Annotated in this window: 27 protein-coding genes; 16 read left to right on the top strand and 11 right to left on the bottom strand. The window is 46.3% G+C overall.

All coding sequences use genetic code 11. The features are described 5' to 3' along the window. The first annotated feature begins 20 nt into the window (after positions 1-20). Both QD47_RS06480 and QD47_RS06475 read left to right on the top strand, forming a co-directional pair. Entirely contained in the window at positions 21-1,109 is a 1,089-nt protein-coding gene (locus QD47_RS06480; RefSeq protein WP_044645349.1) for a GerAB/ArcD/ProY family transporter, read from the top strand. Continuing rightward, entirely contained in the window at positions 1,106-2,308 is a 1,203-nt protein-coding gene (locus QD47_RS06475; protein WP_235332200.1) for a Ger(x)C family spore germination protein, read from the top strand. Before QD47_RS06480 ends, QD47_RS06475 begins: the two co-directional genes overlap by 4 nt. Before the next feature lie 95 nt (positions 2,309-2,403). Here QD47_RS06475 and QD47_RS06470 read toward each other — a convergent pair whose 3' ends face one another. Beyond that, complete coding sequence (locus QD47_RS06470) at positions 2,404-2,952, bottom strand: PadR family transcriptional regulator (protein ID WP_044645348.1); 549 nt, start codon at positions 2,950-2,952, stop codon at positions 2,404-2,406. 166 nt (positions 2,953-3,118) lie between these two features. On the opposite strand from QD47_RS06470, the gene QD47_RS06465 reads away from it, so the two are divergent. Then, a complete protein-coding gene (locus QD47_RS06465; RefSeq protein WP_014279672.1) occupies positions 3,119-3,610 on the top strand; it encodes a phenolic acid decarboxylase in 492 nt (163 codons plus the stop codon). Between the two features lie 103 nt (positions 3,611-3,713). Here the strand turns inward: QD47_RS06465 and QD47_RS06460 are convergent, their stop codons facing one another. The 3 genes from QD47_RS06460 to QD47_RS06450 all read right to left on the bottom strand — a co-directional run bounded on the left by QD47_RS06460 (position 3,714) and on the right by QD47_RS06450 (position 6,104). Continuing rightward, positions 3,714-4,160 (bottom strand): hypothetical protein, encoded by a 447-nt coding sequence (locus QD47_RS06460; RefSeq protein ID WP_044645347.1) that lies wholly within the window; start codon positions 4,158-4,160, stop codon positions 3,714-3,716. A gap of 229 nt (positions 4,161-4,389) precedes the next feature. Next, positions 4,390-5,910 carry an MFS transporter gene (locus QD47_RS06455; RefSeq protein WP_044645346.1) on the bottom strand — a complete coding sequence of 507 codons (1,521 nt, stop codon included), beginning with the start codon at positions 5,908-5,910 and terminating at the stop codon, positions 4,390-4,392. After that, on the bottom strand, positions 5,907-6,104 hold the full coding sequence (locus tag QD47_RS06450; RefSeq protein ID WP_044645345.1) for a hypothetical protein: 198 nt from the start codon (positions 6,102-6,104) through the stop codon (positions 5,907-5,909). Before QD47_RS06450 ends, QD47_RS06455 begins: the two co-directional genes overlap by 4 nt. A gap of 168 nt (positions 6,105-6,272) precedes the next feature. On the opposite strand from QD47_RS06450, the gene QD47_RS06445 reads away from it, so the two are divergent. Further along, the gene (locus tag QD47_RS06445) at positions 6,273-6,746 is read left to right on the top strand and encodes an Lrp/AsnC family transcriptional regulator (protein ID WP_044645344.1); all 474 of its coding nucleotides are present in this window, start codon (positions 6,273-6,275) and stop codon (positions 6,744-6,746) included. Between the two features lie 62 nt (positions 6,747-6,808). On the opposite strand, the gene QD47_RS06440 is transcribed toward QD47_RS06445, so the two are convergent. Then, positions 6,809-7,198, bottom strand: a complete 390-nt coding sequence (locus tag QD47_RS06440; protein WP_014279676.1) for a winged helix-turn-helix transcriptional regulator — start codon at positions 7,196-7,198, stop codon at positions 6,809-6,811. 155 nt (positions 7,199-7,353) lie between these two features. Continuing rightward, entirely contained in the window at positions 7,354-8,697 is a 1,344-nt protein-coding gene (locus QD47_RS06435; RefSeq protein WP_044645343.1) for a glycoside hydrolase family 30 protein, read from the bottom strand. A gap of 191 nt (positions 8,698-8,888) precedes the next feature. Between QD47_RS06435 and QD47_RS06430 the strand changes: the two genes are divergently transcribed. The 7 genes from QD47_RS06430 (at position 8,889) to QD47_RS06400 (ending at position 14,727) form a co-directional block, all read left to right on the top strand. Then, the gene (locus tag QD47_RS06430; RefSeq protein ID WP_044645342.1) at positions 8,889-9,569 is read left to right on the top strand and encodes a response regulator transcription factor; all 681 of its coding nucleotides are present in this window, start codon (positions 8,889-8,891) and stop codon (positions 9,567-9,569) included. Then, complete coding sequence (locus QD47_RS06425) at positions 9,566-11,335, top strand: sensor histidine kinase (protein ID WP_044645341.1); 1,770 nt, start codon at positions 9,566-9,568, stop codon at positions 11,333-11,335. The genes QD47_RS06430 and QD47_RS06425 overlap by 4 nt, the downstream gene beginning before the upstream one ends. A 24-nt stretch (positions 11,336-11,359) precedes the next feature. Continuing rightward, entirely contained in the window at positions 11,360-11,884 is a 525-nt protein-coding gene (gene pssA, locus QD47_RS06420) for a CDP-diacylglycerol--serine O-phosphatidyltransferase (RefSeq protein WP_044645397.1), read from the top strand. 6 nt (positions 11,885-11,890) lie between these two features. Continuing rightward, a complete protein-coding gene (locus tag QD47_RS06415) occupies positions 11,891-12,385 on the top strand; it encodes a DedA family protein (RefSeq protein ID WP_044645340.1) in 495 nt (164 codons plus the stop codon). 208 nt (positions 12,386-12,593) lie between these two features. After that, positions 12,594-13,010 carry a phosphate-starvation-inducible protein PsiE gene (psiE, locus tag QD47_RS06410; RefSeq protein WP_082067114.1) on the top strand — a complete coding sequence of 139 codons (417 nt, stop codon included), beginning with the start codon at positions 12,594-12,596 and terminating at the stop codon, positions 13,008-13,010. Between the two features lie 56 nt (positions 13,011-13,066). After that, positions 13,067-14,074 (top strand): AI-2E family transporter, encoded by a 1,008-nt coding sequence (locus QD47_RS06405; protein WP_044645339.1) that lies wholly within the window; start codon positions 13,067-13,069, stop codon positions 14,072-14,074. Between the two features lie 98 nt (positions 14,075-14,172). Then, entirely contained in the window at positions 14,173-14,727 is a 555-nt protein-coding gene (locus QD47_RS06400; protein WP_044645338.1) for an NADPH-dependent FMN reductase, read from the top strand. A 76-nt stretch (positions 14,728-14,803) separates the two neighbouring features. On the opposite strand, the gene QD47_RS06395 is transcribed toward QD47_RS06400, so the two are convergent. The 3 genes from QD47_RS06395 to QD47_RS06385 all read right to left on the bottom strand — a co-directional run bounded on the left by QD47_RS06395 (position 14,804) and on the right by QD47_RS06385 (position 17,873). Next, positions 14,804-15,727 carry a ketopantoate reductase family protein gene (locus QD47_RS06395; RefSeq protein ID WP_044645337.1) on the bottom strand — a complete coding sequence of 308 codons (924 nt, stop codon included), beginning with the start codon at positions 15,725-15,727 and terminating at the stop codon, positions 14,804-14,806. Then, positions 15,727-16,599 carry a 3-methyl-2-oxobutanoate hydroxymethyltransferase gene (gene panB, locus QD47_RS06390; RefSeq protein WP_044645336.1) on the bottom strand — a complete coding sequence of 291 codons (873 nt, stop codon included), beginning with the start codon at positions 16,597-16,599 and terminating at the stop codon, positions 15,727-15,729. Before panB ends, QD47_RS06395 begins: the two co-directional genes overlap by 1 nt. Before the next feature lie 392 nt (positions 16,600-16,991). Next, positions 16,992-17,873 (bottom strand): metal-dependent hydrolase, encoded by an 882-nt coding sequence (locus QD47_RS06385; protein WP_044645335.1) that lies wholly within the window; start codon positions 17,871-17,873, stop codon positions 16,992-16,994. Between the two features lie 141 nt (positions 17,874-18,014). Between QD47_RS06385 and QD47_RS06380 the strand changes: the two genes are divergently transcribed. The 3 genes from QD47_RS06380 to QD47_RS06370 all read left to right on the top strand — a co-directional run bounded on the left by QD47_RS06380 (position 18,015) and on the right by QD47_RS06370 (position 20,345). Beyond that, on the top strand, positions 18,015-18,386 hold the full coding sequence (locus tag QD47_RS06380) for an MmcQ/YjbR family DNA-binding protein (protein WP_044645334.1): 372 nt from the start codon (positions 18,015-18,017) through the stop codon (positions 18,384-18,386). Between the two features lie 346 nt (positions 18,387-18,732). Then, positions 18,733-19,359 (top strand): nitroreductase family protein, encoded by a 627-nt coding sequence (locus tag QD47_RS06375; protein ID WP_044645333.1) that lies wholly within the window; start codon positions 18,733-18,735, stop codon positions 19,357-19,359. 41 nt (positions 19,360-19,400) lie between these two features. Beyond that, positions 19,401-20,345 (top strand): ring-cleaving dioxygenase, encoded by a 945-nt coding sequence (locus QD47_RS06370; protein WP_044645332.1) that lies wholly within the window; start codon positions 19,401-19,403, stop codon positions 20,343-20,345. Between the two features lie 130 nt (positions 20,346-20,475). Here the strand turns inward: QD47_RS06370 and QD47_RS06365 are convergent, their stop codons facing one another. Beyond that, complete coding sequence (locus QD47_RS06365) at positions 20,476-20,931, bottom strand: MarR family winged helix-turn-helix transcriptional regulator (RefSeq protein ID WP_044645331.1); 456 nt, start codon at positions 20,929-20,931, stop codon at positions 20,476-20,478. A 176-nt stretch (positions 20,932-21,107) separates the two neighbouring features. Beyond that, the gene (locus tag QD47_RS06360; protein WP_044645330.1) at positions 21,108-24,470 is read right to left on the bottom strand and encodes a DEAD/DEAH box helicase; all 3,363 of its coding nucleotides are present in this window, start codon (positions 24,468-24,470) and stop codon (positions 21,108-21,110) included. Positions 24,471-24,823: 353 nt separating this feature from the next. Between QD47_RS06360 and QD47_RS06355 the strand changes: the two genes are divergently transcribed. Both QD47_RS06355 and QD47_RS06350 read left to right on the top strand, forming a co-directional pair. After that, positions 24,824-25,102, top strand: a complete 279-nt coding sequence (locus QD47_RS06355) for a hypothetical protein (RefSeq protein ID WP_044645329.1) — start codon at positions 24,824-24,826, stop codon at positions 25,100-25,102. Between the two features lie 37 nt (positions 25,103-25,139). Next, positions 25,140-26,417: a lipase family protein gene (locus tag QD47_RS06350; protein ID WP_044645328.1), complete on the top strand. Its 1,278-nt coding sequence runs from the start codon at positions 25,140-25,142 to the stop codon at positions 26,415-26,417. The last annotated feature ends 27 nt before the right edge of the window (positions 26,418-26,444 follow it).

The raw sequence follows: 26,444 nt of genomic DNA, 5'->3' as shown, positions 1-26,444 counted from the left end.
AAGGAGGGAGCCACAACGATATGAAAAAACTGGGGGAGGATAAACTTACAACGTTGCAGACGACAGGGATTCTTGTCGGCTTTACCATGGCATCAGGTCTGCTTACGCTTCCTCGGGTGGCAGTTGAGGCTTCCAAGACTCCTGATGCATGGATCTCCGTGATCTTGGGAGGATGCATAGCTTTTCTGGCTGGCTGGATTATCGTGAAGTTAAGTCAGACCTTTCCCCAAAAAACCTTTTACCAGTATGTACAGCAGATTACGGGGAAAGCGATCGGCAAAATCATTGGTATGCTAGTCGTGATTTATTTTGTAGCCTTGTGTGCATTTGAAATTCGCTCTGTGGAAGAAGTAACATCGTTTTTTCTGCTTGAGGGAACGCCCGCATGGGCTATTTCAGCACCGTTTATGTGGGTGTCGCTATATTTGTGCATGGGCCGTATAGGAGCAATAGGTAAAGTATGCCAGATTATTTTACCCATTACAGCGTTTATCTTTTTGATCATCTGCCTGCTGAGCTTAAATATTTTTGAACTGAACAATTTGCGCCCCGTATTGTCGGAGGGGGTCATGCCAGTCCTCAAAGCCATCAAGTCTACAAGCCTTACGTTTACAGGTAGTGAGTGTCTGCTCATCATTATTTGTTGTATGGAGAAGCCCGAGAAAGCAATGAAGGTGATCGGTTCGGGCTTCGGGATCACGGTGCTGTTTTATACGACGGCTGTGGTCATGTGTATCGGTGCTTTTTCGGTGGAAGGTGTGGTGACTCGGACGTGGCCGTTTCTGGACCTGGCCCGCAGCTTTGAAGTGGATTATCTCGTATTTGAACGCTTCGAGTCCCTGTTGCTGTCCATCTGGATCATGCAGATTTTTGCTACGTTCAGCATTGGCTTGTACTGTGGTGTGCTTGGCCTCTCCCAAATTTTTAATACATCGTATACCAAAATACTGTTTATTGTACTCACGATTGTCTACGTCATCTCCCGGATTCCCAAAAATATTAACGAGGTGTTTTCGTTAGGCACGATGATCGGTGACGCGGCTATCCTTTTATATGGATTGTTACCCTTGCTGCTGCTGCTTATTTCACGCTGGAGGAGACTCCGATGATGAAGAATTTCCGCATCGTTTTTTTCGGAATAGCCTTTCTCCTAACATGCTGTATGCTGACAGGGTGCTGGAGCAGTAGACCTGTGGAGGATCTGAATCTGGAGACGGGCATTGCGTTGGATGTAGGGCAAGTATCCCCGCAGGAAGCGTATATTGAACAGGAAGGAGGATACTATCGGAAGAAAAATTTAATTAAAGGAACCTTTCAATTTCTGCTCCCTGAAAGAGGTAAAGGTTCTGGAGGTCCCCCTGCACAAAGTAAAACCTTTTACAACATGACTGAAACGGGGGATTCTCTTCTTGAGATGCTGCGTGAAGTTTCATTACGCTCCAATCGTCCTGCCATCGGATTTCATTTGAAAACGATCATTATCAGTTCCAGTCTGCTACAAAAGCTCCCTATGTACGAGCTGCTGGACTTTTTTGCAGGGGATAATGATATCAGGCCGAGCGTTCAACTGCTAATTAGTACAGAAAAAGCAGGTGATGCGCTTGAGGAAAAAGTCCCCGGAGAGACACCTGCCTTTATATTGAAAGATGTCTTTGTCAACCGTAAACGGAATGCACGTATGATCAAGCCTATGTCCCTGGTTAAAGTCATTGGGCCGATGAAGGCCCACACTAGCTTTTTATTACCCAATGTGATTACCGGGGAGAAAGAAGTCAAGCTTGCAGGTGCGGGAGTCATTCAGGGGAAGACGCAAAAATACATCGGCTTTCTAAACGAGTCTGAGGTAGAAGGTTTGATGTGGTTGAAAGGTGAAGTGGATGGAGGTACCCTAAAAAGCAAGGACCCTAAAGTCGGGAAAATTATCGTATATGAGATCGAATCTGTCAAAAGCCATACCAAGGCTACGGTTCATGGCAACGACATCTCTTTTCACGTTCACATGAGAGCGACAGGGCGTATTTCGGAAAACCTCAATCCGGGTCAGGATTTTTCAAAAAAAAATCTACTCTCACGAGAAGAGAACATCTTGCAGGAAGAAGCCAATACAATAGCCGAAAAAACGTTGGCGAAAATGCATAAGCTGCGGGTGGAAATTGGAGGTTTCGGAGAAGCCCTGCGGATTCAGCATCCCAAAGTGTGGCGCAAGGTCAAAAAAGATTGGGACAAGACCTTTAGTTCCATTCCAGTACGCTTCAGCACGGATATTCAAATTGAGGATTATGCGTCTTCCAATACTACGGCAGACTAAAAGCATCATTTGGAATGGTTACCAAAAAACCTTCAACACCATCTACGTGGTGTTAAAGGTTTTTTATATTTCATAACTCTTTTTCATATTGGAGCCTAATCAAACAACGGGAGCGTTTCTTCCAACCAGGTAATATAGCTTTCCTCCCGATTGATAGCACGACTCAGCACCAGATAATGTCCGAATTGTTCAGAGCCGGGAGATTGAAGGTTTTCGTCCAGCAGTCGGAGTGCGGTCTTACTTTCGTATAAATACTCCAGCTTTTCTTTACGTTTGGCAATCTGGTCCTCGAACAATCGTTTGTTTTCTTCCTTCGAGATCGCTGCTGAAAAATACAGCATAAGCATAAATTCATCCTTTTCCGTTTCCGGTAAATCTTTGGGACTCAGCAGCCATTCGGTCAGCTCCCGGGTTCCCTTGGGCGTGATGCAGTACAGCTTCTTTTCCAGCTTGGCTCCTGTAATCGAGGTGCGATATTCGATTAACTCCTCTTCGGTCAGCCTTTTGAGCTCAGGATAGATCTGACTGTGCTTGGCGCTCCAAAATTGCCCGATTTCCTTCTTGAATTGGCTCGTAATATCGTAGCCGCTCATTTCCTCTTTGTGAATTAGGCCCAGAATGGCATATTTTAATGTACGTTTCAACGTAGCTCTCCTCGCAATGCAGTATTTGACATTAGTATACCACAGTGCTACAATTTATATGTAATAAAAAACATGTTTAAGTTTACATGTTTAAAATTCAATACTTATTATTTTCAGCATGATGTTCAATTCATGAAAACTCATAATACAGAAAGAAGGATGCAAGATGGACAAGTTTATCGGCAGTCACATGATTTACACCTACGAGAATGGTTGGGAATACGAAATATATATTAAAAATGAAGATACGATTGATTACCGCATTCATAGCGGCATGGTAGGCGGACGTTGGGTACGCGACCAGAAGGTGAATCTGGTAAAGCTGGTGGAGAATGTGTACAAAGTATCGTGGACCGAACCAACAGGCACTGACGTTTCCCTAAACTTTATGCCAGAGGAAAAACGGATGCACGGCATTATTTTCTTCCCTAAATGGGTTCATGAGCATCCCGAAATCACTGTACGCTATCAGAACGATTTTATTCCACTGATGGAAGAATCACGTGAAAAATACGAAACCTATCCTAAGTATGTTGTCCCTGAATTTGCAGATATTACATTCATAGAAAATGCGGGTGTAAACAACGAAAAATTGATTTCTCAAGCGCCCTACGCAGGAATGACAGACGATATTCGTGCAGGTAAGCTGCAAGCATAATCAAACATTTGCTGATGGGTGTAAAGCCTGGGTCTGTGATAAGCAGTCTCAGGCTTTTTTGTGCTGATTGGAGAGAGGGTAGGGATTAATCTGTGAGCGGGATTTAGAATGAATAGTAGACCAGACCATGCTCGATCAGATAAGAACGGCTAATCCGTGGTTTTACGATGGGCGTTGCAGGAGAGAGACTTTGCAGGTTCACGTGGGTGGTCAGGTCGGATAAGGCGGACAGAGCCAGCTCTGCTTTGACATGTCCCCAGTTGTCAGCGTGGTGCTGAATATATTGGTGAGCCTCGGTAAAGGATAGACCCTTGAGCAAGGTGAACACGGAAGCCCATCGGACGAGGTCGAAGCTTCCTTTGATTTCAGGCAGCTCATATTCTGCCCGGCCTTGAGCGTCGTTACACGACATGGTGAGCAAGCCACAGCAGCGGTGTTGATCATGTTTAGAGTCTGGAAACTGACGATAGTCGTACTGAATGATTGCCATGGAACCAATGCGTAATTGAGTTGCTTTGGACGTTTTGGGCTGGGCAAGCGTCACGCTCATGCTAGAATGGCCTCCTTCGATTCTCCATAAATAGGGATGGGAGAATCATACGTCACAGCGGATGTAATGTAAATCACAAACAAGGGCTTAAAATAAGGATGAGTAGCGAAAACTGACTTTTAATACTCATGAAAACGGATACTTGCATCCGTTTCTTTTATTATCTTGCCGATAGTCCTTTATATTGAAAAAAAGAGGACCCCGGATATCCTTATCCCGGGGATTGTCTTTATGCTCTCTTAGATCCAAAAATCATAAAACTGATCGCGGCTAGAACCCAGACACCAATACCGCCGTAGAGCATTATCAAGCCAAAGCCGTGCACAAGCGCTGCATGGATGACGGCTCCAGACGCATCCAGAGAGGAGAGTTCTGGCAAACTCTGCTTGAGAGATACAGTATTTCCGGCGGCTATTTTTTCGGCTACAGACCGCAATTGCACTGCATTGAGAGTCCCGGAAAGGGCACCCTTCAAATAAGACAGAATACCTTCCTGCAAGATGAATCCCATCACAGCGATGTTGATGGCTAGACTGATCAATCTGGCACTCATATCTATACCAGAAGCCATGCCTGCACGGGCACTCGGAACAGAGCCGGTGGTCGTGTTGGTCACAGGCGTATTGGTTAAGCCAAGCCCAATACCAGCCAACAAGGAGCCAGGGAGCATGGTCAACCAACTGGCGTGATCGCTGCCGCTGCCATATTTCATCAAAATGAAGCCCATACCGAGGATGAACAGACCTGATGGAATGACTATGCGCGGCTGATAGCGGAGCGAAAAACGCTCTGCCAGAGGCGGAATTACCAAGGTGGGCAGCGCATAAGCCAAGAGAGACAGCCCGGCGGCTACGATTCCGTAACCCAGGCCACTCTGGAAATAGATCGGCAGATAGATCATGAACGGCCAGAAACTGAAGTTCATGCCGATGGAGCCAAGGAGAGCGCCAGAGAAATTACGTATCTTGAATACGGAAAAGTCAAACATCGGATGGGCGCTGAGCTTTTCCGCAAATAGAAAAATAATGAAACTTATTGCTACTGCAATAAGGATGCTGATGGATGCTCTGCTGGTAAAGCCGAGTTCCGGCCCTTGCGTGATAAAGTATGCAAGGCCAAAAACTGTCAACGAAAGCGTGATGATACCGATAATGTCCAGCTTTTTCACCTGCGGATCTCTGGACTCCTCTATGCCACCGAAAACAAGAATCAAAGTGAGGATGGTCAACGGAACGTGGACCAGGAAAACCCAATGCCAGTTCAGCACGGCCACGATCATGCCGCCGATGATAGGTCCAAAACCGAGGCCGATACCGAACACGATCCCCCATATGCCAAAGGCTTTGCTGCGTTCTTGTCCTTCCTGAAACCGATGCGAAAGAATTGCTATCTGGCAAATCTGCATCGCACCAGCACCTACCCCTTGAAGAAACCGGCTGATGATCAGAACCGATGTGCTTTGCGCCAAGCCGCAAATCAAGGATGTAATACCGAACAAGACGAGGCTGATAATAAAAATACGCCTCCTTCCATACCGGTCAGCCAGCGTTCCTACAGCCATCAGAACTGTGGCACATGCAATGGTGTAAGCGTTCATAATCCATTGCATATCCTTAAGATCGCCATGCAATACTTTTTCCAGAGTTGGCAGTATCACTGGCACACTGGAAATTTCGAGGCCGAACATCAATGCGGACAAACATATAGCGGCCAATGCAATTATATTTTTGCGGGAGAAGGATAGGCTCACTGAGAGGTCCCCCCAGACTTTTGTTCACGGTCTGGACATTCGGCAGCGCAACTATAATATTGCGCCTCATTAAGCGCAACTTGTACACCAGCACCAACCAGCCTTTTTTCGTCAATTGTACGATCAATAGCCTCTTCAATAGGTACTTCTAAATCTGCTACTGTTCCTACCTTATTTAAAACGTATTTACTCAAGGGCAGCCATCCTTTCTATCTTTTCATGTTTCACCTTATCGATGTGAGTTTTATTATATAATCTAAATCATTCATTTTACATAACGCAATCAATCCATTATGATGATTATACAAAGTAATTAAATGAATTTCTCATAAAAACATTAAATTTAAAGGAGAGCATTCAAAGTGGATCATGTAGACAAACAAATCCTCTTTTATCTTCAAAGTCAGGCAAGAATTTCAATGACGGAGCTAGGAAAATGCGTGGGTTTGTCCCAACCTGCTGTAACAGAACGAGTTAAACGAATGGAAGAAAAGGGGGTTATCAAGGAGTATCGCACGATCATCTCTCCTGAAAAAATAGGAAAGGATACGGCAGCCTATATATTGTTTCGGACTAGAGATTGCCATGCATTTCTTGATTTTGTCCATACATCTCCACATGTTGCCGAGTGCCACCGTATAAGCGGAGATCACAGTTATTTATTAAAAGTAGTGACCAACTCGACGCGCACCCTAGAAGAGTTTAGTAACCAGTGCGATAAGTATGGAACCTACACGAGCCTGATTGTCATGTCGTCACCGATCGATCATAGACTTCTCATTCATTCTCTGGAAGAAGCAAGTGGAGCTGCTCATTCAGAAAAAGGTTTAGAATGAAAGAAGACACCCCCGAGTATCCCCGTGGGTGTCTTCATCACGAAAATGTATAGTTAAGCTGATTAAACGGGTGTTACATCCTGAATCGCTTCTTCTTCTTTCCAAATCACGTTCTCGCGATAGTTTGATCCCCAATCGTACATCGCTCTCAGTACCGGAATCAGGCTTTCGCCATGCTCGGTCAGTGAGTATTCCACATGCGGAGGGACGACAGGATAGACCTTACGAAGAATGAGCTTATCCTCCTCCAGCTCGCGCAGTTGGTTGGTCAGCATTTTTTGCGTAATGTGGGGGATCAGCTTTTTCAGTTCACCGAACCGCTTGGTGCCTTCCAAGCCGAGATGCCATAAAATAATCAGCTTCCATTTCCCGCCGATGACGGCGAGGGTCAATTCCTTATCACAATTAATCAGCTTCAAATCAATCCGGTCTTTTACAGTAGTGATGTTCATCGACCTCCTGTCCGTAGTTACTCCAAGTATACTATTTATGGCTACTATACGCAAAAGGGGATACATTCATTTTGGAAACTAACCATACTTTTGGATACGGATGGACCGGACAGCGGCGCGTAAAGTTATGTGTACGCTTGGGAAAGCTACGACGGTTAAGAAGGAATGACGATGGTATTAAATGATTCCGGCTCCAGCTCGAAATGATGCGTAGCCTCTCCAGCGGACAGATTCAGCACACGTGATTCGTGGAACGGATTGGCAATGACCACTACCGTTTGTCCGTCAGCATTGCGGAAAGCAACGGCATTTCCCGTCCATGATCCATGAAGTCCAATGCGTCTCGCACCTGGCAATACAAAATGAGAAAAGTGCTTCATCACGTAATATTCCGGGTTCAGGGTACGCTTACGATCCGCCGGATCAACGGTGATCATCGAATTTTGCTCCCATCCCCATGTGCTCTTGCCTTTCGGCTCCAAAACCATGTTCCAGTAAATATAAGCATTCACGCCATTGGTGAAGTAGTGCTGGTACAGGTTATATACATATTTGGCGTAGTCCCACGAATTTTCTCCGTTCCCGCACTCATTTTCTGTCTGCATGTAACGAAGCTCGGGATAGCTGGCTACGGTGCGCTGGATGGCGTTTTTGCCTGCCCACTGATAGCCCACGCCTTTAATATATTTGTAGGCTTCCGGGTCACTCAGCACGGTATGGGCATATTCATCGAATCCGGTCGAAGTCTTCTTCATTAATTCTTCCCACGGATCGGGGGCGTTAATGGTACCCAGCCAAATTTCTGTATCTAGTCCGTGTTCCTCGAAGGCAGGGCCTAAATAGTCGCGAATAAATTCACGCAGCTGTTCTCCGGTCCATACACAGGAAGGGAATTTTTGATCGGCAATGACTTCATTTTGAACATGGACCTGATGAATCGTAATGCCTGCCTCACGGTAAGCCTGCACAAATTTGACGAAGTATAATGCATACGCTTTCAAAATATCCTTTTCCCAGCGCAATGTGCCGTAATTGTAAGCCTTGGGCGATTTCATCCATGTCGGCGGGCTCCAGGGTGAAGCGAACAGCTTCAAGTCCGGGTTAAGTTGTAATGCTTCCCGAATGAAAGGAATGAGATACTGCTGATCACGCTCAATGGAAAAGTGCTTCATCTCCAAGTCGCCGTCCGTTTCATTGTGGCTGTACCATTCCAGCGCGTAGTCACTGGCTCCAATAGGGAGTCGGCAAATCGTGAATTTGTGTTCGCCCTCCGGGTGGAAGAGAGAGTGAAGCACCTGCTCCCGTTCGTCGTTCTCCAAATGATTCAAGGCTATATAGCCGAGTTCATTAAAACAGCCGCCAAAGCCTTCGACGAGCTGATACGATTCGCCCGTAATGGTCAGGTTGGCATGCTCTTGGGTTTCGCTAGGATGATGAGATTGGGAATGCCAAGCTTTTGCTTTGGAAGTGGAAAACCACTGAATGGTCTGATTGGTCATGTATTACCCTCCTGTGAGCGCTTTTTGTATCTCTTCTTATTATAGGGTAGGATCATAGGAGATGAGATGGTCTGAGCCAAGACAAATTTGCCCTAATCCAAGCTGGATTCTAATAGAAGTGCCAAGAACACATAAAGAACACATGTCTTTGGTACGCTGATGTCCTAGAATGACCGAAAGAGGGAAGTCGATTGAATAAAAGGGTTCTTCTCGTGGAGGATGAAATTCGTATCCGTGAAGTCATTGCGGATTATTTTAAACAGAATAATTGGGAAGTCTATGAAGCAGGCAATGGAAAAGATGCACTAATCTGGTTCGATTCGGTGCAGCCCGATCTGATTATACTCGATATTATGATGCCGGAGCTGGATGGTTGGGAGGTATGCCGTCAGGTTCGCAGCCGTTCCGGGGTGCCGATCATTTTGCTGACCGCCAAATCCGGTGATGATGATAAAATATTGGGCTTTGAGCTGGGAGCAGATGACTACGTTACCAAGCCTTTTAGCCCCAAGGTGCTAATCGCCCGCGCGAACGCGCTGATGAAACGGGTGGAGGGCCATGTGCTGCCTGAGTCGCATGTCCTGCGGTTCGGCACGGCCATTCTCAATACGATGGCTCATCGGCTTGAGGTAGATCAGGCGGAAGTCGAGCTGACGCCCAAGGAGTATGAGCTGCTGCGGCTGCTTATACATAACAAAGGTATGGTCATTTCACGGGATGCGATACTTAGCCGGGTGTGGGGGATCGACTTTGAAGGAGACACGCGGGTCGTGGATACGCATATCAAAAAGCTGAGAAGCAAGCTGGGCCGTGAATCACGCCATATCCGGACCGTTTTTGGTACAGGCTACAGGTTTGAGGAGGAAGAATGAACAAACGGGGAGTTACCTTTAAGTTGTTCATTATGACCGTTGCATTTTTTCTTTGTTTTTACGGTATGGTGATTTTAAGTCAATTGCTGTTTTTTGAAAATTTTTATCAGCAACAGAAGATTGGACGCGTGGAAAGCCGTTTGCAAAGCTTCGGTCAAAGCTATGTCAAGGAAGCCTGGGGCTCCGATAGGGTTTCACGAGAAGCAGCCCGTTTTATGTTTCAGAATAAGAACCAGTTGGCGATTGTCACGCTGGACGGCAAAGTAAAGCTGGATGACCCGTTCCATATCAATCTCCGAAAAGCAGACGGGCAGATCGTTAAAATATCGTTGTCTCTGTTTATGAGCCAGTTCGGAGATGAGCTGAGGGCGGCCCGGATTCAGCCGGGTGACACGTTAACCGTTGAAGGTGAAGTGTTGGAAACCGACGGCATCTCTTCTGCCAATTTCATTTATCCGTCGGGCATTCAGAAGCCTGGCTCCAAACATATAGGAACGACCTCGGAAGAGACGAGCACAGAGGACAGTGTAAGGTTGTCCGGTACGGTGACAGAAATTGTGCTGCCGGATCTGAAAACCTGGAGCCAGCGGCAAGGACTGCTGTTTAGTGCGCTGGAGGAATGGTTTCCTTTGTCGCAGACCCATTTGGAGAAGCTCAAGAATTTTGAAGTGCTGGAGGAAGAGTGGACGGAGCCTTGGACGGGTGTGCGTAATGCGGTCATTGTCCATCCTGTGCGACAAAGCACCGGAGAGATCGACCTGCTGTTCACAGTGACATCGTTGCAGGAAATCAGCGAGACGAATGAAGCTCTGCGCTGGTTCTATCTGTACCTGGGCATCGGGGGCTTTGCGCTGATTTTGATTTTGTCCTTGTTCTATTCCCGAATGGTGACCCGTCCGCTCATTGCCTTGAACAATACTGCCAAACGGATGGCTAAGCTCGATTTTACAGCCCATACACCGATTCGGCAAAATGATGAGCTGGGCAGCCTGTCCTACAGCATGTATACCCTGTCCCAGAACCTGGACACCGCTTTGCGCGAGCTTCAGGAGGCTAACCAGCAACTGGTTGAGGATATGGAGCAGAAACAGAGGATGGAGGCTGTGCAGCAGGACTTTTTTGCCAACGCCTCTCATGAGCTGAAGACCCCGCTTAGTATTGTTAAAGGCTTCGCCGAAGGGCTACAGGATGGCGTTAGTGCCGGTAAGCAGGACCACTATATCAAGGTGATTGTGGAGGAAGCGGACAAAATGGAGCGGCTGGTCAAGGATATGCTGGACCTCGCCAAGCTGGAATCCGGCACCCTCAAGCTTCGCAAAACGACCTTTATACTGAGCGAGCTGGTGGAGGAAGTCGTGGACAAGCTGTTCCATCTGCTAAAGGAAAAGCATCTGGAAGCAGTCATTATCCCTGCTAATGAGCTGCCGATTCATGCCGATGCCGGATGGCTGGAGCAGGTGATTTTCAACTTCGTCATGAATGCCATAAGGCATGCTGAGGAAGGAAGCTCGATTACGATCCGTATCGAAGGCTCCGGGGAAATCAATACCTTTTCCATTGAAAATAAAGGGGAAACGATTCCCGACGATCAGCTGGAGCAAATTTGGGAACGGTTTTACCGGGCCGAGCTTTCACGCAGCCGTCAGACAGGGGGAACGGGACTGGGACTGTCGATCGTCAAACGGATTTTGGATTTGCACGATTTTCGCTATATAGCGGAGAATACCAGGGATGGCGTTCGTTTTGTCGTCATATTCGGAGGTTAAGCTATGGCAAAGGAGTCAAGCAGTATGAAATGGAATTGGTTGCCCTCACTATGCACGATGGCAAATCTGGGGGCAGGGGTACTATCCCTGTTTTACACGATTCATGAACAATATACGACCGCTTTTATTCTGATTATGGTGGCCGCTTTATGGGATGTGCTAGACGGTTTGCTGGCAAGGCTGCTGCATTGCTCCAGTGATTTTGGCAAGCAGCTCGATTCGCTGGCGGATGTGGTCTCATTTGGCGTTGCCCCTGCTTTCTTGACCTTGTTCTACCAACTGGGAGGTACACATTGGATGGGGCCGCTTGTGGCTGTTTTGTTTGTGATATGCGGTGCAGTGAGGCTGGCAAGATTCAACTTGATGGCTTTTAGTACAGGCTTCGTAGGCATGCCAATTACGGCTGCGGGTGTTATTTTGTCCTTTATGTTTTTATGGAGTGAGCATTTGCGACCCGAATTATTGCTTGGGCTCATGGTAGTGCTGTCTTTCCTGATGATTAGCCGTATTCCGTTCCCGTCCTTCAAAAAAAAACCGATCAGGAGGTAGCACCCTATGGAATGGGCTATGAGCATGATAACACAATACGGGTACATTGCTATTTTTGCACTTCTTGCTCTCGGGATTATCGGCCTTCCAGTTCCTGATGAAATTATTATGGTCTTTGTCGGCTATCTGTCCTCTATTATGGTACTGAATTATTCAATGTCTGTACTGGTCAGCTTTATGGGGGCCATGACAGGCATGATGATCAGCTACACACTGGGCAAAAAGCTGGGACAGCCTTTGGTGGATAAGCACGGCAAGTGGTTCGGGCTGACACCGAAACGGTTTGCAAGGGTGAAGGGGTGGTTTGCACGCTTCGGGCTGTGGACCATTCTGGTCGGTTATTTCATTCCGGGCGTCAGGCATGTGACAAGCTACTTGTCTGGAATTAGCGCAATGCCTGTTCGAAAATATATGCTGGTGGCAAGCGCAGGCTCTCTCGTATGGACCCTTATTTTTATCTCCATTGGTTATATTACCGGTGCAAATATACACTTTCAATAAGGTTACACCAAAAGTAATGTAGCATTTTTCATGTATTCCGCCGATAATATAATAGAGGATTTTGCAAAAATCCAATAAGCGACTTCCAATGAACAATATATAGATCGAAATGGTCTAGTTCGTCTATATATTGAACTTCGGAGCGACTGGAATCGAATTTTGCAAAATCCTGAATAAAGAAACTGTACAACCAGTGAGGGGATCTGTAGTGAACGCTTTTATGAAGCATGTTGAAAAATTACCTGGTTTTCTGCAAATGATCCTGAATATCTCGTTGTTTCTGGTCGGACTGATTTTAAGCTTCTTGCTGCTAAAAGAAACATGGTCCATCTTTTCCTATGTTTTCTTGTCTGCAGAGTCGGATAAGAATTACTACGAATTCACGGAAGAGTTGCTTGTATTCTTTTTGTATTTTGAATTCATTGCATTAATTGTTAAGTACTTTAAAACCAATTTCCATTTTCCTTTACGTTATTTCATCTATATTGGCATTACGGCTGTCATCAGGCTCATTATTGTAGATCACGATGATGCCAAGAATACATTTTGGTGGTCCATTGCCATCCTGGTCATGGTAGGTTCTCTATTGATCGCTAACAGTAAATTGTTAAAAAGAGAAAGCTGATCGTTAGGACAGATTACAAGGTTGACAGTCAAGAAGGAGAGAGGGAATAAAGACGAATGGTAAGAAATTGGATGAATCATGCGGGTGTTAGGCGGGTAGCCGTCCTTGCGATAATCATTTTGGCGTTGTTTTTATTAAGAAGCATGATGAATATTATTTTGTTAACGCTGCTGCTTACGATCCTGATCGGCAGTATATATAACGGAGTGAGCAAGCTGATCAAGCGATTCGCCAATATACCTCCGATGATCGTGCTGCTATTGGTGTATGGGCTGCTAATCCTGATTATGGTGTGGGGCGTTTACCGAATGGTGCCGCTAATCAGCGTACAGGTCAAGCAGGTGTATCTTATGATTCAGCAAGCGTATTTGCACCCTAATCTTAATCAATGGAATGAAACGATCATTGAGTTTATGGATACGTTGAATGTCCAGCGACTATTTGAGCCGGGCTTGAATGCAGTGATGAAGGTCAGTCAATTGGGAACACAACTGCTGGTCTCGATTATTTTGAGCTTATTCTTCCTGATGGAAAAATCCTATATTACACGCTTTACAGCAACGTTTGTGGATAGCAAGCTGGGTTGGTTTTTCAAGGAAGTGGGCCATTTTGGTCGTATGTTCCTGGACACGTTCGGGAAGGTGCTGGAGGCTCAACTGCTGATTTCACTGATTAACTGTATCTTGACCACGATTGCGCTCTGGATTATGGGCTTTCCTAATCTGCTGGGTCTTGCGCTCATCATATTCGTGCTGGGATTGGTCCCGGTGGCAGGTGTGTTTATCTCGCTGGCGCCGCTCGGTCTGATTGCTTTCAGTGTCGGCGGCATTCAATATGTCATTTATCTGGTTATTCTGATTGTGGTGATACATGCCATTGAAGCCTATTTCCTGAATCCGAAGCTGATGTCATCCAAAACCAATTTACCGATTTTCTTTACCTTTGTCGTCCTGATTTTCTCTGAACATCTGATTGGGATTTGGGGGTTGATTGTCGGTATCCCGCTGTTCGTCTTCTTCCTCGATCTGATCGGGGTACAGCGCAAGCAAGAGAAGGATACCTGATTTGACGAATGCCTGCGAAGCCGCAGGCATTTTTTAATTCTGGTTTATCTGTAGTACACTGAGTATAAAAGATGTTGCCAGTTAAATAAGGAAACGAGATGATAGTGGTGGATCAGAAAATCAAGGTACTGGCTATATCGGGGAGCCTTCGTCAAAAGTCCTCCAATACAGCCTTATTAAAGGCTACCATTGGGTTAGCGCCAGAGAATATGGTATTTACGATGTATAACGGATTGGGTGAGCTTCCTCATTTTAACCCGGATCTGGATGTAGAAGACGGGCCGGCTTCCGTCAAGGAGCTGCGGGAACAACTGAAAGAAGCGGATGGGGTATTGATCTGTACGCCTGAATATGGGAATGGTGTTCCAGGTACTTTGAAAAATGCATTGGATTGGATCGTTTCTTCGGGCGAATTTGTAAATAAACCTACAGCAGTTATTAGCGCGTCACCTTCTCCTATGGGTGGGAATCTGGCCCATGCCTCTCTGTTGCTCACACTGCAAATGATCAATGCCGAGATTGTGGAAAATGGAAAGGTCATTATTCCGCATATCACATTGAAGCTAAATCAGGAAGGCGTAATTACCGATTCTGAAACCAGGCAGGAGTTACATGCATTACTTCAAGGGCTTGAGCAAGCTTGCTCAAGATAGACAGTATAGAGTAAAACAAAAGCAGACCCTTCATGAACACATCATGGAAGGATCTGCTTTTTAACTTAATCAAATGTTAGATAGTATCCAATAAGCTCTCATATACCTTTAATCGGGCATATACCGTTTCAAGTATCGGATATGCATCATTACTGCCAGAAGCCAATGCAAGAAGTGAACCATGCAGGTGACTCGCTTCAATCGGAAGCTTTTTATGCATATCACGTTGCATGGATGACATCATCTCTGGTCGTAAGGACTCCATCGTTTTCAATGTATGAGCTTCCATCTCTGAATCAATCGGCATCCCTGCGTTGCGAGCAAGTGTGACCATCTCATGCAGCAGCTTTTCGTATATAGCACGTGACTCTGCCGTGGCAAGTATAGTCCCGACAGAGGTATCCATTAGTGTTGTGATTCCGCTCAAGCTGGCAACAAATATATATTTCTGCCAAACTTCACGCTGGATATCCTGACTTCGTGTGACTATGAAGCCTGCATGATCAAGATGATTCAGCAGTATTTGTGTACGCTCTGATTGCACGCCGTTCCATTCACCGAAGACGATACGGTGGAATGGACTTGTCTGAACGACAGAACCATCATGATCTAGCGTAGTTTCGATATAACAAAGTCCTCCCAGCACTTTTTCCGGACCGAATTGCTTGCGTAAAGAGTCAAAATGTTCGTAACCGTTAAGTAACGGAAGAATCATGGTATGTTCACCGATATAGGGCTCAAGATCGAATTGCAATTGGGGCAGATGATACGCTTTGACCGCAACGATAATGCAGTCGAACGGCTCGACAGCTTCACCATATGTAATAGCACGGATTGGCGTGTGAAAATTCCCATGAACACTTTTAACAATCAGACCGTTTTCTTTCAAACTAGACTTTTTGGAAGGACGTACGAAAAAGGTTACGTCTTCTCCTTTTTGAACAAGTCGTCCCCCGAAGTAGCCTCCTATCGCCCCTGCACCTACAATCAAAAATCGCATCATAGGGTCCCTCCCTTTACTTTTGCATTCCCATACAGCCGTTCTACTACGTTCTCATCTGCCTTAAAAACATGCTCTTCGCCCGGAAAAGAACGGTCCTTCACGTCCTTGACATATTGCCCTATGCTGTCGCGGATCAGAGTACCTATATCCGAATAGGTTTTTACGAACTTTTTCTCTCGGTAAGGAGCTGAGTATTGTAACATGTCATGATACACCAAAACCTGGCCATCACAGTATCTCCCCGCACCGATGCCAATGACCGGAATAGATACCTCTCGGGTAATGCTCTTCGCCACTTCCTCTGTCACCAGCTCCAATACGATGGCAAAAGCTCCCGCTTGCTCCAGGGCCCGGGCATCATTTAGAAGGCGCTCAGCGGCCTGTGAGTTTTTACCTTGAATGAAGTATCCGCCGATTTGATGCACAGACTGTGGTGTAAGTCCGATATGCCCCAGCAGTGGGACGCCGGATTGAACAATTCGCTTCACGGTGTCGCAAATTTCCATGCCCCCTTCTAGTTTCACGGCATGGGCATGTCCCTCTTGCATGAGCCTGCGCACATTAGTAAGGGCTTCTTCACTACTCACGTGGTACGTCATAAATGGCATATCCGCGACAATAAAAGTATGTTCCGCACCGCGCACGACAGACCGTGTATGATAGACCATATCGTCAATAGTGACGGGCAGTGTGGAGTTATAATTAGATAACACATTACCTACGGAATCACCGACAAGGATGATATCGATCCCGGCTTCCTCAGCCAAACGAGCAGACGGATAGTCATATGCCGTAATCATGCTTATAGGTAAACCTTCTCGTTTCATTTTATTCAATTGCAAAATATTAAGTGCTTTTGAGGTTTCCATGGTTACATTCAATCCTTTCTCTATCTATGTTTTAGATCACAAAAAAAACCTTTCAGCACATGGCCGAAAAGGTCCGAAAGGCAAAAAAAGAGTCAATTTGCGACCGTTCTTTTGTCTCGGTCCTTGCGGATCAGAGCAAAATCCAACGAGTTCACCTCCATAGGCTCACACATCTACATATTGAATTACACTAAACTGGAGTACCGTTCGAAGTTGTCGATACAGCCTCTCACGGAAGTATATCAAAATATAGGGTTCTTGCATAACTTTCTCTGCAATACGAACAGAACAAGCCCTTCCAGCTTCCTAATGGAAAGTGAAAGGGCTGTTCAGCTTGCAGATATAGTATATAAAATATAGCTAAATCTTTAGACCCGCACGAGCTCACGAACTCACGGACGGTCGATAAATTCGTACAGAAAGGATTGACCCTCCCGATAGAAACGTGGGTCGTATACGCCCAGACGCTGTCCATCGTCTACAACGACCACGAAGGGTGACCATTGCACAAGTGTTTGTGCCTTTGGATTGCTGGCAAACAGCGCATCCAGATTAGCCTGATCCTGGGATGGCAGCTCGGCTACTGTATGGAAGCCTGTCCATAGGGAGCCTTTACTCAAGGTGACTACAGAGTCCTTTTTGCTAATCACAGTGAACATACCGGGGACAAAATCGGCAGATAACGCTGCCTGCTCATAAGGCGCTTGTGTCTTTTGCTGGTGCAGAATGAGCATACCTTGGGCAGTTTGGACGGTGAAATGCAGCGCCATCAGCGCCCATACGATCCGGTAGACGGCCATCGAGGAAATTCGGGCAGAACGCCGGAAGCGGACATAGAGGAACCCCGCCAGCATCAACGCCCATAGAACAAGGTCCACAATCGGAATCGTCCCGAAGGTCACTCTCATCTGCGAGAAAGGTTCAAAATACCCCGTACCCCAAGCGTTAAACAGGTCGCTCGTATCGTGAATGAACACATCCAGCAGGGCTATTCCAAACCACCGCCAGCCGGATTGTCGGAAGAACAAGCGCACCAGCAAGGCAATAAATGCTGCCCATACGGGAACGAGGAACAGCGAATGGGTGAGTCCTCTGTGCCACATCTGGTATCGCCCTGACACATCCCACAACGTAGAAATCACATCTATATCAGGGATTTGAGAGCCAATAACGGTGGTGAATAGTAGTGCGCCCTTTTGCTTGCGCGTCATGTCCGCCTTCTTGACTGCGCCGTATAAGGCCAAGCCGAACAGTGTATGTGTAATAGTATCCATAATGAGTCTCCTTTTGGCACAGATACTCTAATTGTAGCATGGTCCTGGTGTATTTGAAGAGTGCGGAGGTGATATAATTAGGATCAAATACGACTTTAATAAGATTCATAGGATGATGACTGAGCAGAGGAGAGAAGGCTGATGTATGAGAAGGTTGTGGCATATGGTCTAAGCAAAAAAGAAGCGATAGAGGATTATCCTTTTGGTCCTGAGCCACTGGTGCTGAAGGTGGGAGGCAAAGTATTTGCTCTCTTGAGGCAAGCGAACGGCATTTGCCAAGTATCTCTGAAATGTGATCCGGTTATTGCGGAAAACCTGCGTGAGCAAAACGAGGCGATAAAGCCGGGATATCATTTAAATAAAAAGCATTGGAACACGGTAACGGTCGATTCTACTTTCCCGCTGGAGGATTTGTACAGCATGATCGACCATTCGTACGATCTGGTTTTCAAAAGCTTGACCAAAGCGCAACGTGAAGCCATTACGATGAGAATACGGGCAACCGATCTGTGAAAGGTATGTTATATGATGATTTCATCCACGGTATAAAGCTGATGGTGTCAGCTGCGAATCCCTTCATTGGGATTTGAAGCACTCTGCCTTGGGGATACCACTCCAAAAGCCACGGACATTCTCCAAGAGTCATATAGTGGGGATATCTTCGAATGGGCTTGCCGCCTTGGAGTATGAAGAGTTCTTTTGCTTTAAACTCCATTCCTCGTCAAATTTTGAGATAGTCCGTGGATCAATTAAATACATACTTCTTACTAAGATTTTTACTTGACAGAAAACACATAAAGATATATTCTTAATTTAAAGATAATTCATTTAAAAATAATATCAAGGAGTGGAACTGAACATGGGCGAATTGGTGAATATTATTCAAGAGAGAAGATCAGCTTCTAAATACATTCCTGATGTAACAATAGATCAAAAAGAACTGGAAGAGATATTTCAGCTGGTGAAGTTTGCTCCATCGGCTTTTAATTTACAGCATGCGCGCTATATCGTGGTACAGGATTCGGATGTGAAACAAAGACTGCATGATGAGGCAAGTAAACAGTATAAAATATTAACGGCTTCGGCGACCATTGTGGTACTGGGGGATACCGAGGCGTATACGAAAGTAGCTGACCTCAATGAAGGGTTTCTGAACTTGGGCGTCCTGAGCAAGCAGGAATATGACAGCACGGTGGAATCGGTAACCCAATTCTATCGCGAACGGGGACCTGTCTTCCAAAGAGAAGAAGCGATCCGCAATGCCAGCCTGTCTGCCATGCAATTCATGTTGATTGCCAAGGACAAAGGCTGGGACACTTGCCCGATGATCGGTTTTGACCCGGAGAAGGTACAGGAAGTATTGAATATTCCTGAAAACTTTGTGCCAGCTATGCTGATTACCTTGGGTAAAGAAGATGTATCTGGTCAGCGTGCACGTGGATACCGTAAGCCAGTTGGGCAATTTGTCAGCTATAACGGATTTTGAAATGTATAAATATATGATGCTACCAAAAGGAGTGATTGGAAATGTCATTGAAAACAGCAGGAATTCACCATATCACGTCCTTTGCAGCAGATCCGCAGGGCAATGTTGATTTTTACGCAGGCGTGCTTGGGTTGAGATTGATTAAAAAGACGATTAATTTTGATGCTCCTGAAGTATATCATCTATATTTTGGTAATGAAGAAGGCAGCCCGGGAACGATCATTACCTTTTTTCCGGCTCCGGGTACACGCAAGGGCAAGCTCGGAGGCGGGCAGGTAGGAATTACAACGTATGTAGTGCCGCCGGGTACTTTGGATTATTGGGAAAACCGCTTGCACAGCTTGAAGGTATCCTTCACAAAATCAGCTCGTTTCGGCGAATCATTTATTCAGTTTCAGGATAATGAAGGCTTGCGTCTTGAGCTGGTGGAGCGGGAAGAAGGCCCGACCAACACGTGGACGGCAGGCGGCGTGCCAGCGGATAAAGCGATCAAGGGCTTCGGCGGCGCAGTGCTGTTCAGTGCTAATTCCAAGCATACGCAAGGTGTGCTGGAGAACGTTCTGGGTATGACTCCCATCGGTGAAGATGTGGGTTACATCCGTTATCAGGCGACTGGTGATTTGGGCAACCTGATCGACATTCCGGTCAAAGATGTGCCGTGGGGTAACGGCGGCGCGGGTACGGTTCACCATATTGCCTGGCGTGCGCAGGACGATGCGGAACATCAGGTGTGGAATGAAACGGTTCGCCAGCATGGCTTTGGGACAAGCGGCATTGTGGATCGGCAATACTTCAATGCTGTATACTTCCGGGAGCAAGGTGGTATTTTGTTCGAGATTGCGACCGATCCACCCGGCTTTACCGTGGATGAGGAGCTGAACGAATTGGGGCACAAGCTGATGCTGCCAGAGTGGTTTGAGCCTCAGCGTTCCGTGATTGAGTCTAATCTGGTTCCCATTGAAGTTAGAGTATTGAAGCAGGATTAATCAGGATAGATCACGACACATCAGGATAAGTAAACAAAAGGTCCAATTGCGGGGTGCTTCTACCGCAATTTGGACCTTTTCGCTTTTGGATTTTTCCAGTGACATCTTGCTTTATGACATCTGTATGGGGTTATCCCTCAATGTAGGTTTTGTTCAGCCGTACTAACAGCTCCCCGAATTTTTCCTGTTCCTCATCTGTCCAGTTCTCCAGCATTTCGCAATACCGGGCTACTCTCATTTTCTTGTCTTCCAGCAACAGTTTCTTACCCAGCTCCGAGATTTCAAACAGGCTGACGCGCCCGTCCGAAGGGTCGGATAGACGGCGAATCAGTCCCTTGGTTTCCAATGCGGCCGTTTGTCTGCTGACGGTAGAAATATCGAGCAGAAACATATCTGCGAGCGTTTTTACACGAGTGGGGCCATACTCCATGAGCTGCCTCAATAGCAGATACGTGGCGCGCTCCAAAATGCCGATTTTGTGCTCAGACTGATCAATGTATACTGCGCGGCGTATAAATGTTGTTAACTCATACTCAATAAGCTCCACTGCTTTATTCCTGTGAGAATCATGAAGAGGACGGTTCATTATAAGTTCCTCCTTAATGTGGTGATTCATCGGAATATTGGATTTACAAACCCACGTTGTTAATGTACAGCATCATTCAAATTAATCCACTATACTCAACTATGCAAGGTCCGTGGAATGTACCATTTTACGGGCTCTGGTTATGGTTTGAACATTGAAAAACATCCCAGTCATTTCTAGATCATTAACAGTTCACGAATCTCCAGCTCGGTCAGTGCCGAAAGGGTTTCTTGTCCCGGTTGGATGATCTGGTCGATGAGATTTTTCTTTTTTTGCTGTAATTCATACATTTTGTCCTCTACCGTACCTTGCGTGACGAGACGAATCACCTGCACGACTTTTTTCTGGCCCATCCGGTGGGCGCGATTGGCAGCCTGTTCCTCTACAGCGGGATTCCACCACAGATCATACAAAATGACGGTATCTGCCCCGGTGAGGTTCAGGCCGGTTCCTCCTGCTTTCAGAGAAATCAGGAACAGATCGCGTTCTCCTTCATTAAAACGGCTGCACAGCTCCACACGTTCCGAAGCGGGAGTCTGCCCGTCCAGATAAAAGTAGGGCACTCCTTCCTGAGCAAGCTCACGTCCGATCATTTGAAGCATCGTCGTGAATTGTGAAAAGATGAGCATCCGCTTGCCCGAACTAAGGCATTCCGTAACGATCTCAAGCAGCTGCTCAAACTTGGCTGAGCTTCCGGTGTAGCCCTCAATGAACAAGCCCGGATGACAACAGAGCTGGCGAAGCCGGGTCAGACCCGCAAGGATCTTGATCCTGTTTTTCTGGAAGCCTTCCTCATTCAGATGCTTTAATGTCTCATGCTGGAGCTTGGCCAGATAGGCCGTATACAGCTTCTTCTGATCCGGCAGGAGCCGTGACACCTGAACGGATTCGATTTTTTCCGGCAGCTCCTTCAGGACGTCGCTCTTGAGGCGGCGCAGCAGAAATGGACGTACCCGCTTGGCGATCACATCCCGGGTGAGGTTGTGAAATGCTCTTTTTCCACCGGGAAATAGCTCGGGAAATACAACATCGAAGATGGACCACAGCTCCTCCAGTGTATTTTCCACTGGTGTTCCGGTAAGGGCAAAACGGTAACGGGCTTTCACATCCTTCACACTCTGTGCCGTTTGGGTGGCATGGTTCTTGAATGCCTGCGCCTCGTCCAAAATCAGCGTGTGGAACGATAGCTTGCCGTACAAGTCCGTATCCCGACGCAGCAGAGGATAGGAGGTGATAATGACATCATACCGTGCTGCGTCCCTAATGATTCGACTACGCTCATCCGCGTTACCGTCTGCAATGGCAACGCGGATATGGGGTGCAAACTTCTCCAGCTCATTCCGCCAGTTGTACACCAGTGACGCAGGAGACACGATGATGGCTGGAAGCTGCTGCTTACGGATTTCCGGCAGCACGGAGACGAGGAAGGTGATAGTTTGCAGCGTTTTGCCCAGTCCCATATCATCTGCCAAAATGCCCCCGAAACGGTAATGCGCCAGCGTCTTGAGCCATTGAAAGCCGTAAACCTGATAATCTCTGAGGATCGGTGCGAGTGTGTCGGGTACTGGAAAGTCGAGATGATCTGGATTGCGTATATTCTCCAGCAGTTGGCGAAACGTTTTGCCCAGCGTCAGATTCTTCCCTTGATCATGGGGATCTATTAAATACAGTCCTTGCGTAACGGGTATGCGAATTTGTGCGGCATCCAGGTCGCTTTTGCGAATTCCCGTTTCGTTCATGAACCGGATCAGTTCCTTGTATTCCTCTGTTTCCAGCGGCAGCAAAGCACCATTCGGCAAGCGGTGATATCTTCGCTTTTCCTCTAATGATTTTAGCAGCAGGCGGATTTCGGATTCCGGAATGCCTTCGATATCAAATTTAAATTCAAGCCAATCGGTGCGTTCGTCCAGCTCTACTCGTACCTTCGGGGTAGGCAGAGTATTGTTTATTTTCGATTTAACAGCACCTGTGGCATACACCTCTACCAGCTTTTCCAGCTGTGGCACCGTATGATACAGAAAATCATATTCCGCATCCTCATCTTCCATAAAATATCCACTGTCTGTTTTGGCGAAGGAGCTATGCTCCATCAGATCCAAAATCTGCTGTTCCTGCTCCCCGTCCCGTATCAGAATACGGTCATTGTCAGGCTTCCGTTCGTCGGTTTCCAGTGGGTTCACGATGATCTCCCCGTATTGGAACTCCAGTCCAGCCAGCAGCTTGTCTCTTACCCGATCCAGATATAGCTTCGCCTTCAATGGCTGCTGTGTAACCCGCTCAGATACGGAACGGGTCATATGGACACGTCCAAGTTTCATCAGCCCGGGAACAACCTTGTCCATAAAGGACTCCATCTGTTCCGCTGCAATCTGAATCTTCCGCTTGTGATGGACTTCGACCATCCGTTTTAGCTCGGACAGACGTTGCAGCGGATCATTCTTTTGCTTTACGAGCTTGCCATCGGCAATGACGATGCCGTAGCCCTCCATAATGGTTAGATCATCCAGCCCTTGAATGCTTAGCTGGTAACCCTCGGTGTCAGCCTCGGCTTTATCGAATTCGAATTGCAGCGGCAGCATGTTGTCCGACTGAGGAATACCCTCGGTTGTGTTTCCGTGAATTTCAAACTGGACGCCCTGTGCTGCTGCCAGCAAGGGGAGCAGCTTTTCCCAGGCCGCAGGTGCAATGAGCAGCATCCGTTCTCCACTCATGTGGCTGCCAGAGGACGAATACGTACCCGAGGTTTCCCGGATCATCCGCTCATTACGGCGAACTTGAACCAACTGCTGAAGAATGGCGTCATGTTCGAGTCGAAATCGGTACAACTGAGGCTCGTATGAAAAGTTTCTCGTAAACATGTAGCTGTCGCCACGATCAATGCTGTCGAGAAATGGACGGATTTTCTGGACGATATACAATCGTTTGGGCCCGACTTTCATCTCTATACCAAACATGTACTTCTGGTAACCGTAGGCAAAAGGACGGATCACAAACTGAAAATCCAGAACAGCGCGGGTATCCAGCAGGGTAGGGGTGCTGCGAAGTGGCTTCTTGCTGCTGAACAACTTTAACATACTGTCGGTCAGCTGGAGGTCACTCTGCGTGATGCCAGAGAATCGTGCGGTCCGGGCGTGATCATACTGAGCATCGGTAGCAGTATAGATTCCGTCTGCTTCGGTTCCTTCTACTGAGTCCGAGGTCATGTCCGAATGGAGTTTGGAAGCATAAGAACGCACAGACAGGCTTTTTCCGCTCAGCATTTCATGGACGTTAATAAGAACAGCGGCAATATGCTTACAATACCGTCCGGTGGTCTGAAATGTGCTACAGGTGCATTCCGCGCGGATACTGCCGTTAGGGCGGATCATAGCGGCGACGGCATAGAAGCGACTTCCTTTGATTGTAGCCTCATACACACCATCATCATGATCTATTTGCGTGAAGGCCACTCTTTTGGCCCGATAATAGGCGTCCCCGTCGTCATAAGCGGCTTGACTGCATAGCTGTCTAATGACCCGCCGGGTTAGTTCAAAGCTCATGGTTTGCAATCCTCTCCTGAGTCATTCCGTTTTCTTTTATGATAACAGAACAGGCGTGATCGTGGACACATGCGGATAGTTATTGAAATATATGGATTGTTTAATTAGTTAAATGAAACTAACCAACTAGAAATGGGCGCTATTTGGAATATTTTGATACCGAAGACTTAATGATATCTTATGTCTAAAGGCGTATTGTTTGTTTCCGTAGAGAAAAGGTACAATTATAAAAGGGATTTTGTGGATATAAGATATGATGCTTATGAAAAGGGGTGCTGATAATCAGTCACCGATATGTAAAAGGAATGATGGTGTTGATAACCCTTATTTTAATACTGGGAGGATGCCAAAAAGTGAATAAGGACGAAGATGCTGAACTGATTAGTAAAGCTAAGGCTACGGCGGTTCAATATTTGAAAGAAACTTATGGTATTGATGTAGAAATCACTTACGCAAAAAAAATGCCAACTTATGTAGCTGATAAAATTGATTTCGAGGGTAATGTAAAGGGGCACAAAGAACAGACATTTGATATCTCTGTAGATTACAATACACAAAAAACTTCCAATTTTTTGATTAGTCCAGAGTTAAAGAAAGTTTTACCAGACAAAAAGCTTAGAGGGAGTGAATAACCTTATCTTTTAATAAGCAAAGAGAGGGTTATTTCAAATGGATATTTCAACTCGTGTAAATGATAAAACTTATAAGATAATGTCAGAAATAGCATATAAAGATCGGGAACCTGGCAAAGAGGTGGAAGAACTTCCCGGCTGGAGGGTAATGGACTCCGTTAATCGTGAAGACTCAGGATTAGCGGCCACTACATTTTACAACGAAGAAACGAAACAGGCTGTCATTGCTTATCGTGGGACAGAAACGGATGATCCACAGGATTTGTATAATGATGCCACCCTAGCTCTTCCTGAAATCAATCGGAAAATTAACAATAGTTTAGATATTCATTCGGATGCCTACAACGAGAAGATGAAAGAAATGGATGATACTTTAGGATTTACGGCACTGAATAACTGGATTAGTGAAAAAGAAAAGAGCGTAGATAAGGCTTTGTTTGGTAGCTCAAATCAATTCTATCAAGCCGAAGACTATGCTAAGGATTTACAAAAGAAGTACAAAGACTATAATTTCTCGTTAACAGGACATTCGCTGGGGGGAGGAAATGCCCAGTATGTATCTGCTTATACGGGCTTGACCGCCGTTACGTTTAGCGCTCCTTCTGTCATTTCCAGTCTAACAACGGAATATCGGCATAAAGCCGAAAATGGCGACTTTGACCATCAAATTACGAACTTTTTGCATCCAGGTGATATTATTGCCAGTGGTGCCTTTGGAGGGTACGATCTTCACGTTGGATCAACGTACTATGTGGATTCTAATTATGAAACAGCGAATAACGGAGTGGGTGTTAAAGAGAAAATTGACAACACTTTAAGCGGACCTGCCTATCACAAACTCGAACATTATGATTTTGAGAACGGTTATATCTCTAATCCGCTGTACGATCCCGTAACAGGCGAACGAATCACGGAATCTCCGCGTATTCCATCTGACTTCAACCTGATGGATACGGTGGACGGCTGGCTGCATCAATTGGGGCAGACCCTAACTCAATTTCAAAAGGCAGCTCTGGTAACGGCAGCTACATCTGCTTCTGCGGGTACGATTCAGGTCATGCCGGAGCATTTACTTGCTGTAGCCGAAAAATGGAAGTCAAACGCGCAACAATGCGATGCGGATTTTCAGCGTGTGAGGGTAAGACTTTCCCGCTATATGCATACCAGTCAAAGCCGCCGATTACAACCGATTGTAACGCAGCTTGATTCCTCCATGACAGAATTCAGCCAATGGTATTTGCAACATACGAATGAATTTCTGTATTACCTTCAGCACAAGATAGAGCAATTCATCCAAGCTGACAGCGGCTCTTAACAAGGTACTGATAATGATTATATATTT

Origin of the sequence: Paenibacillus terrae (genome assembly GCF_000943545.1) — a bacterium.
Taxonomy (GTDB): domain Bacteria; phylum Bacillota; class Bacilli; order Paenibacillales; family Paenibacillaceae; genus Paenibacillus; species Paenibacillus terrae_A.
Note: the sequence above shows the minus strand (reverse complement) of the source record. Positions and strands in the feature narration are given on the sequence as shown.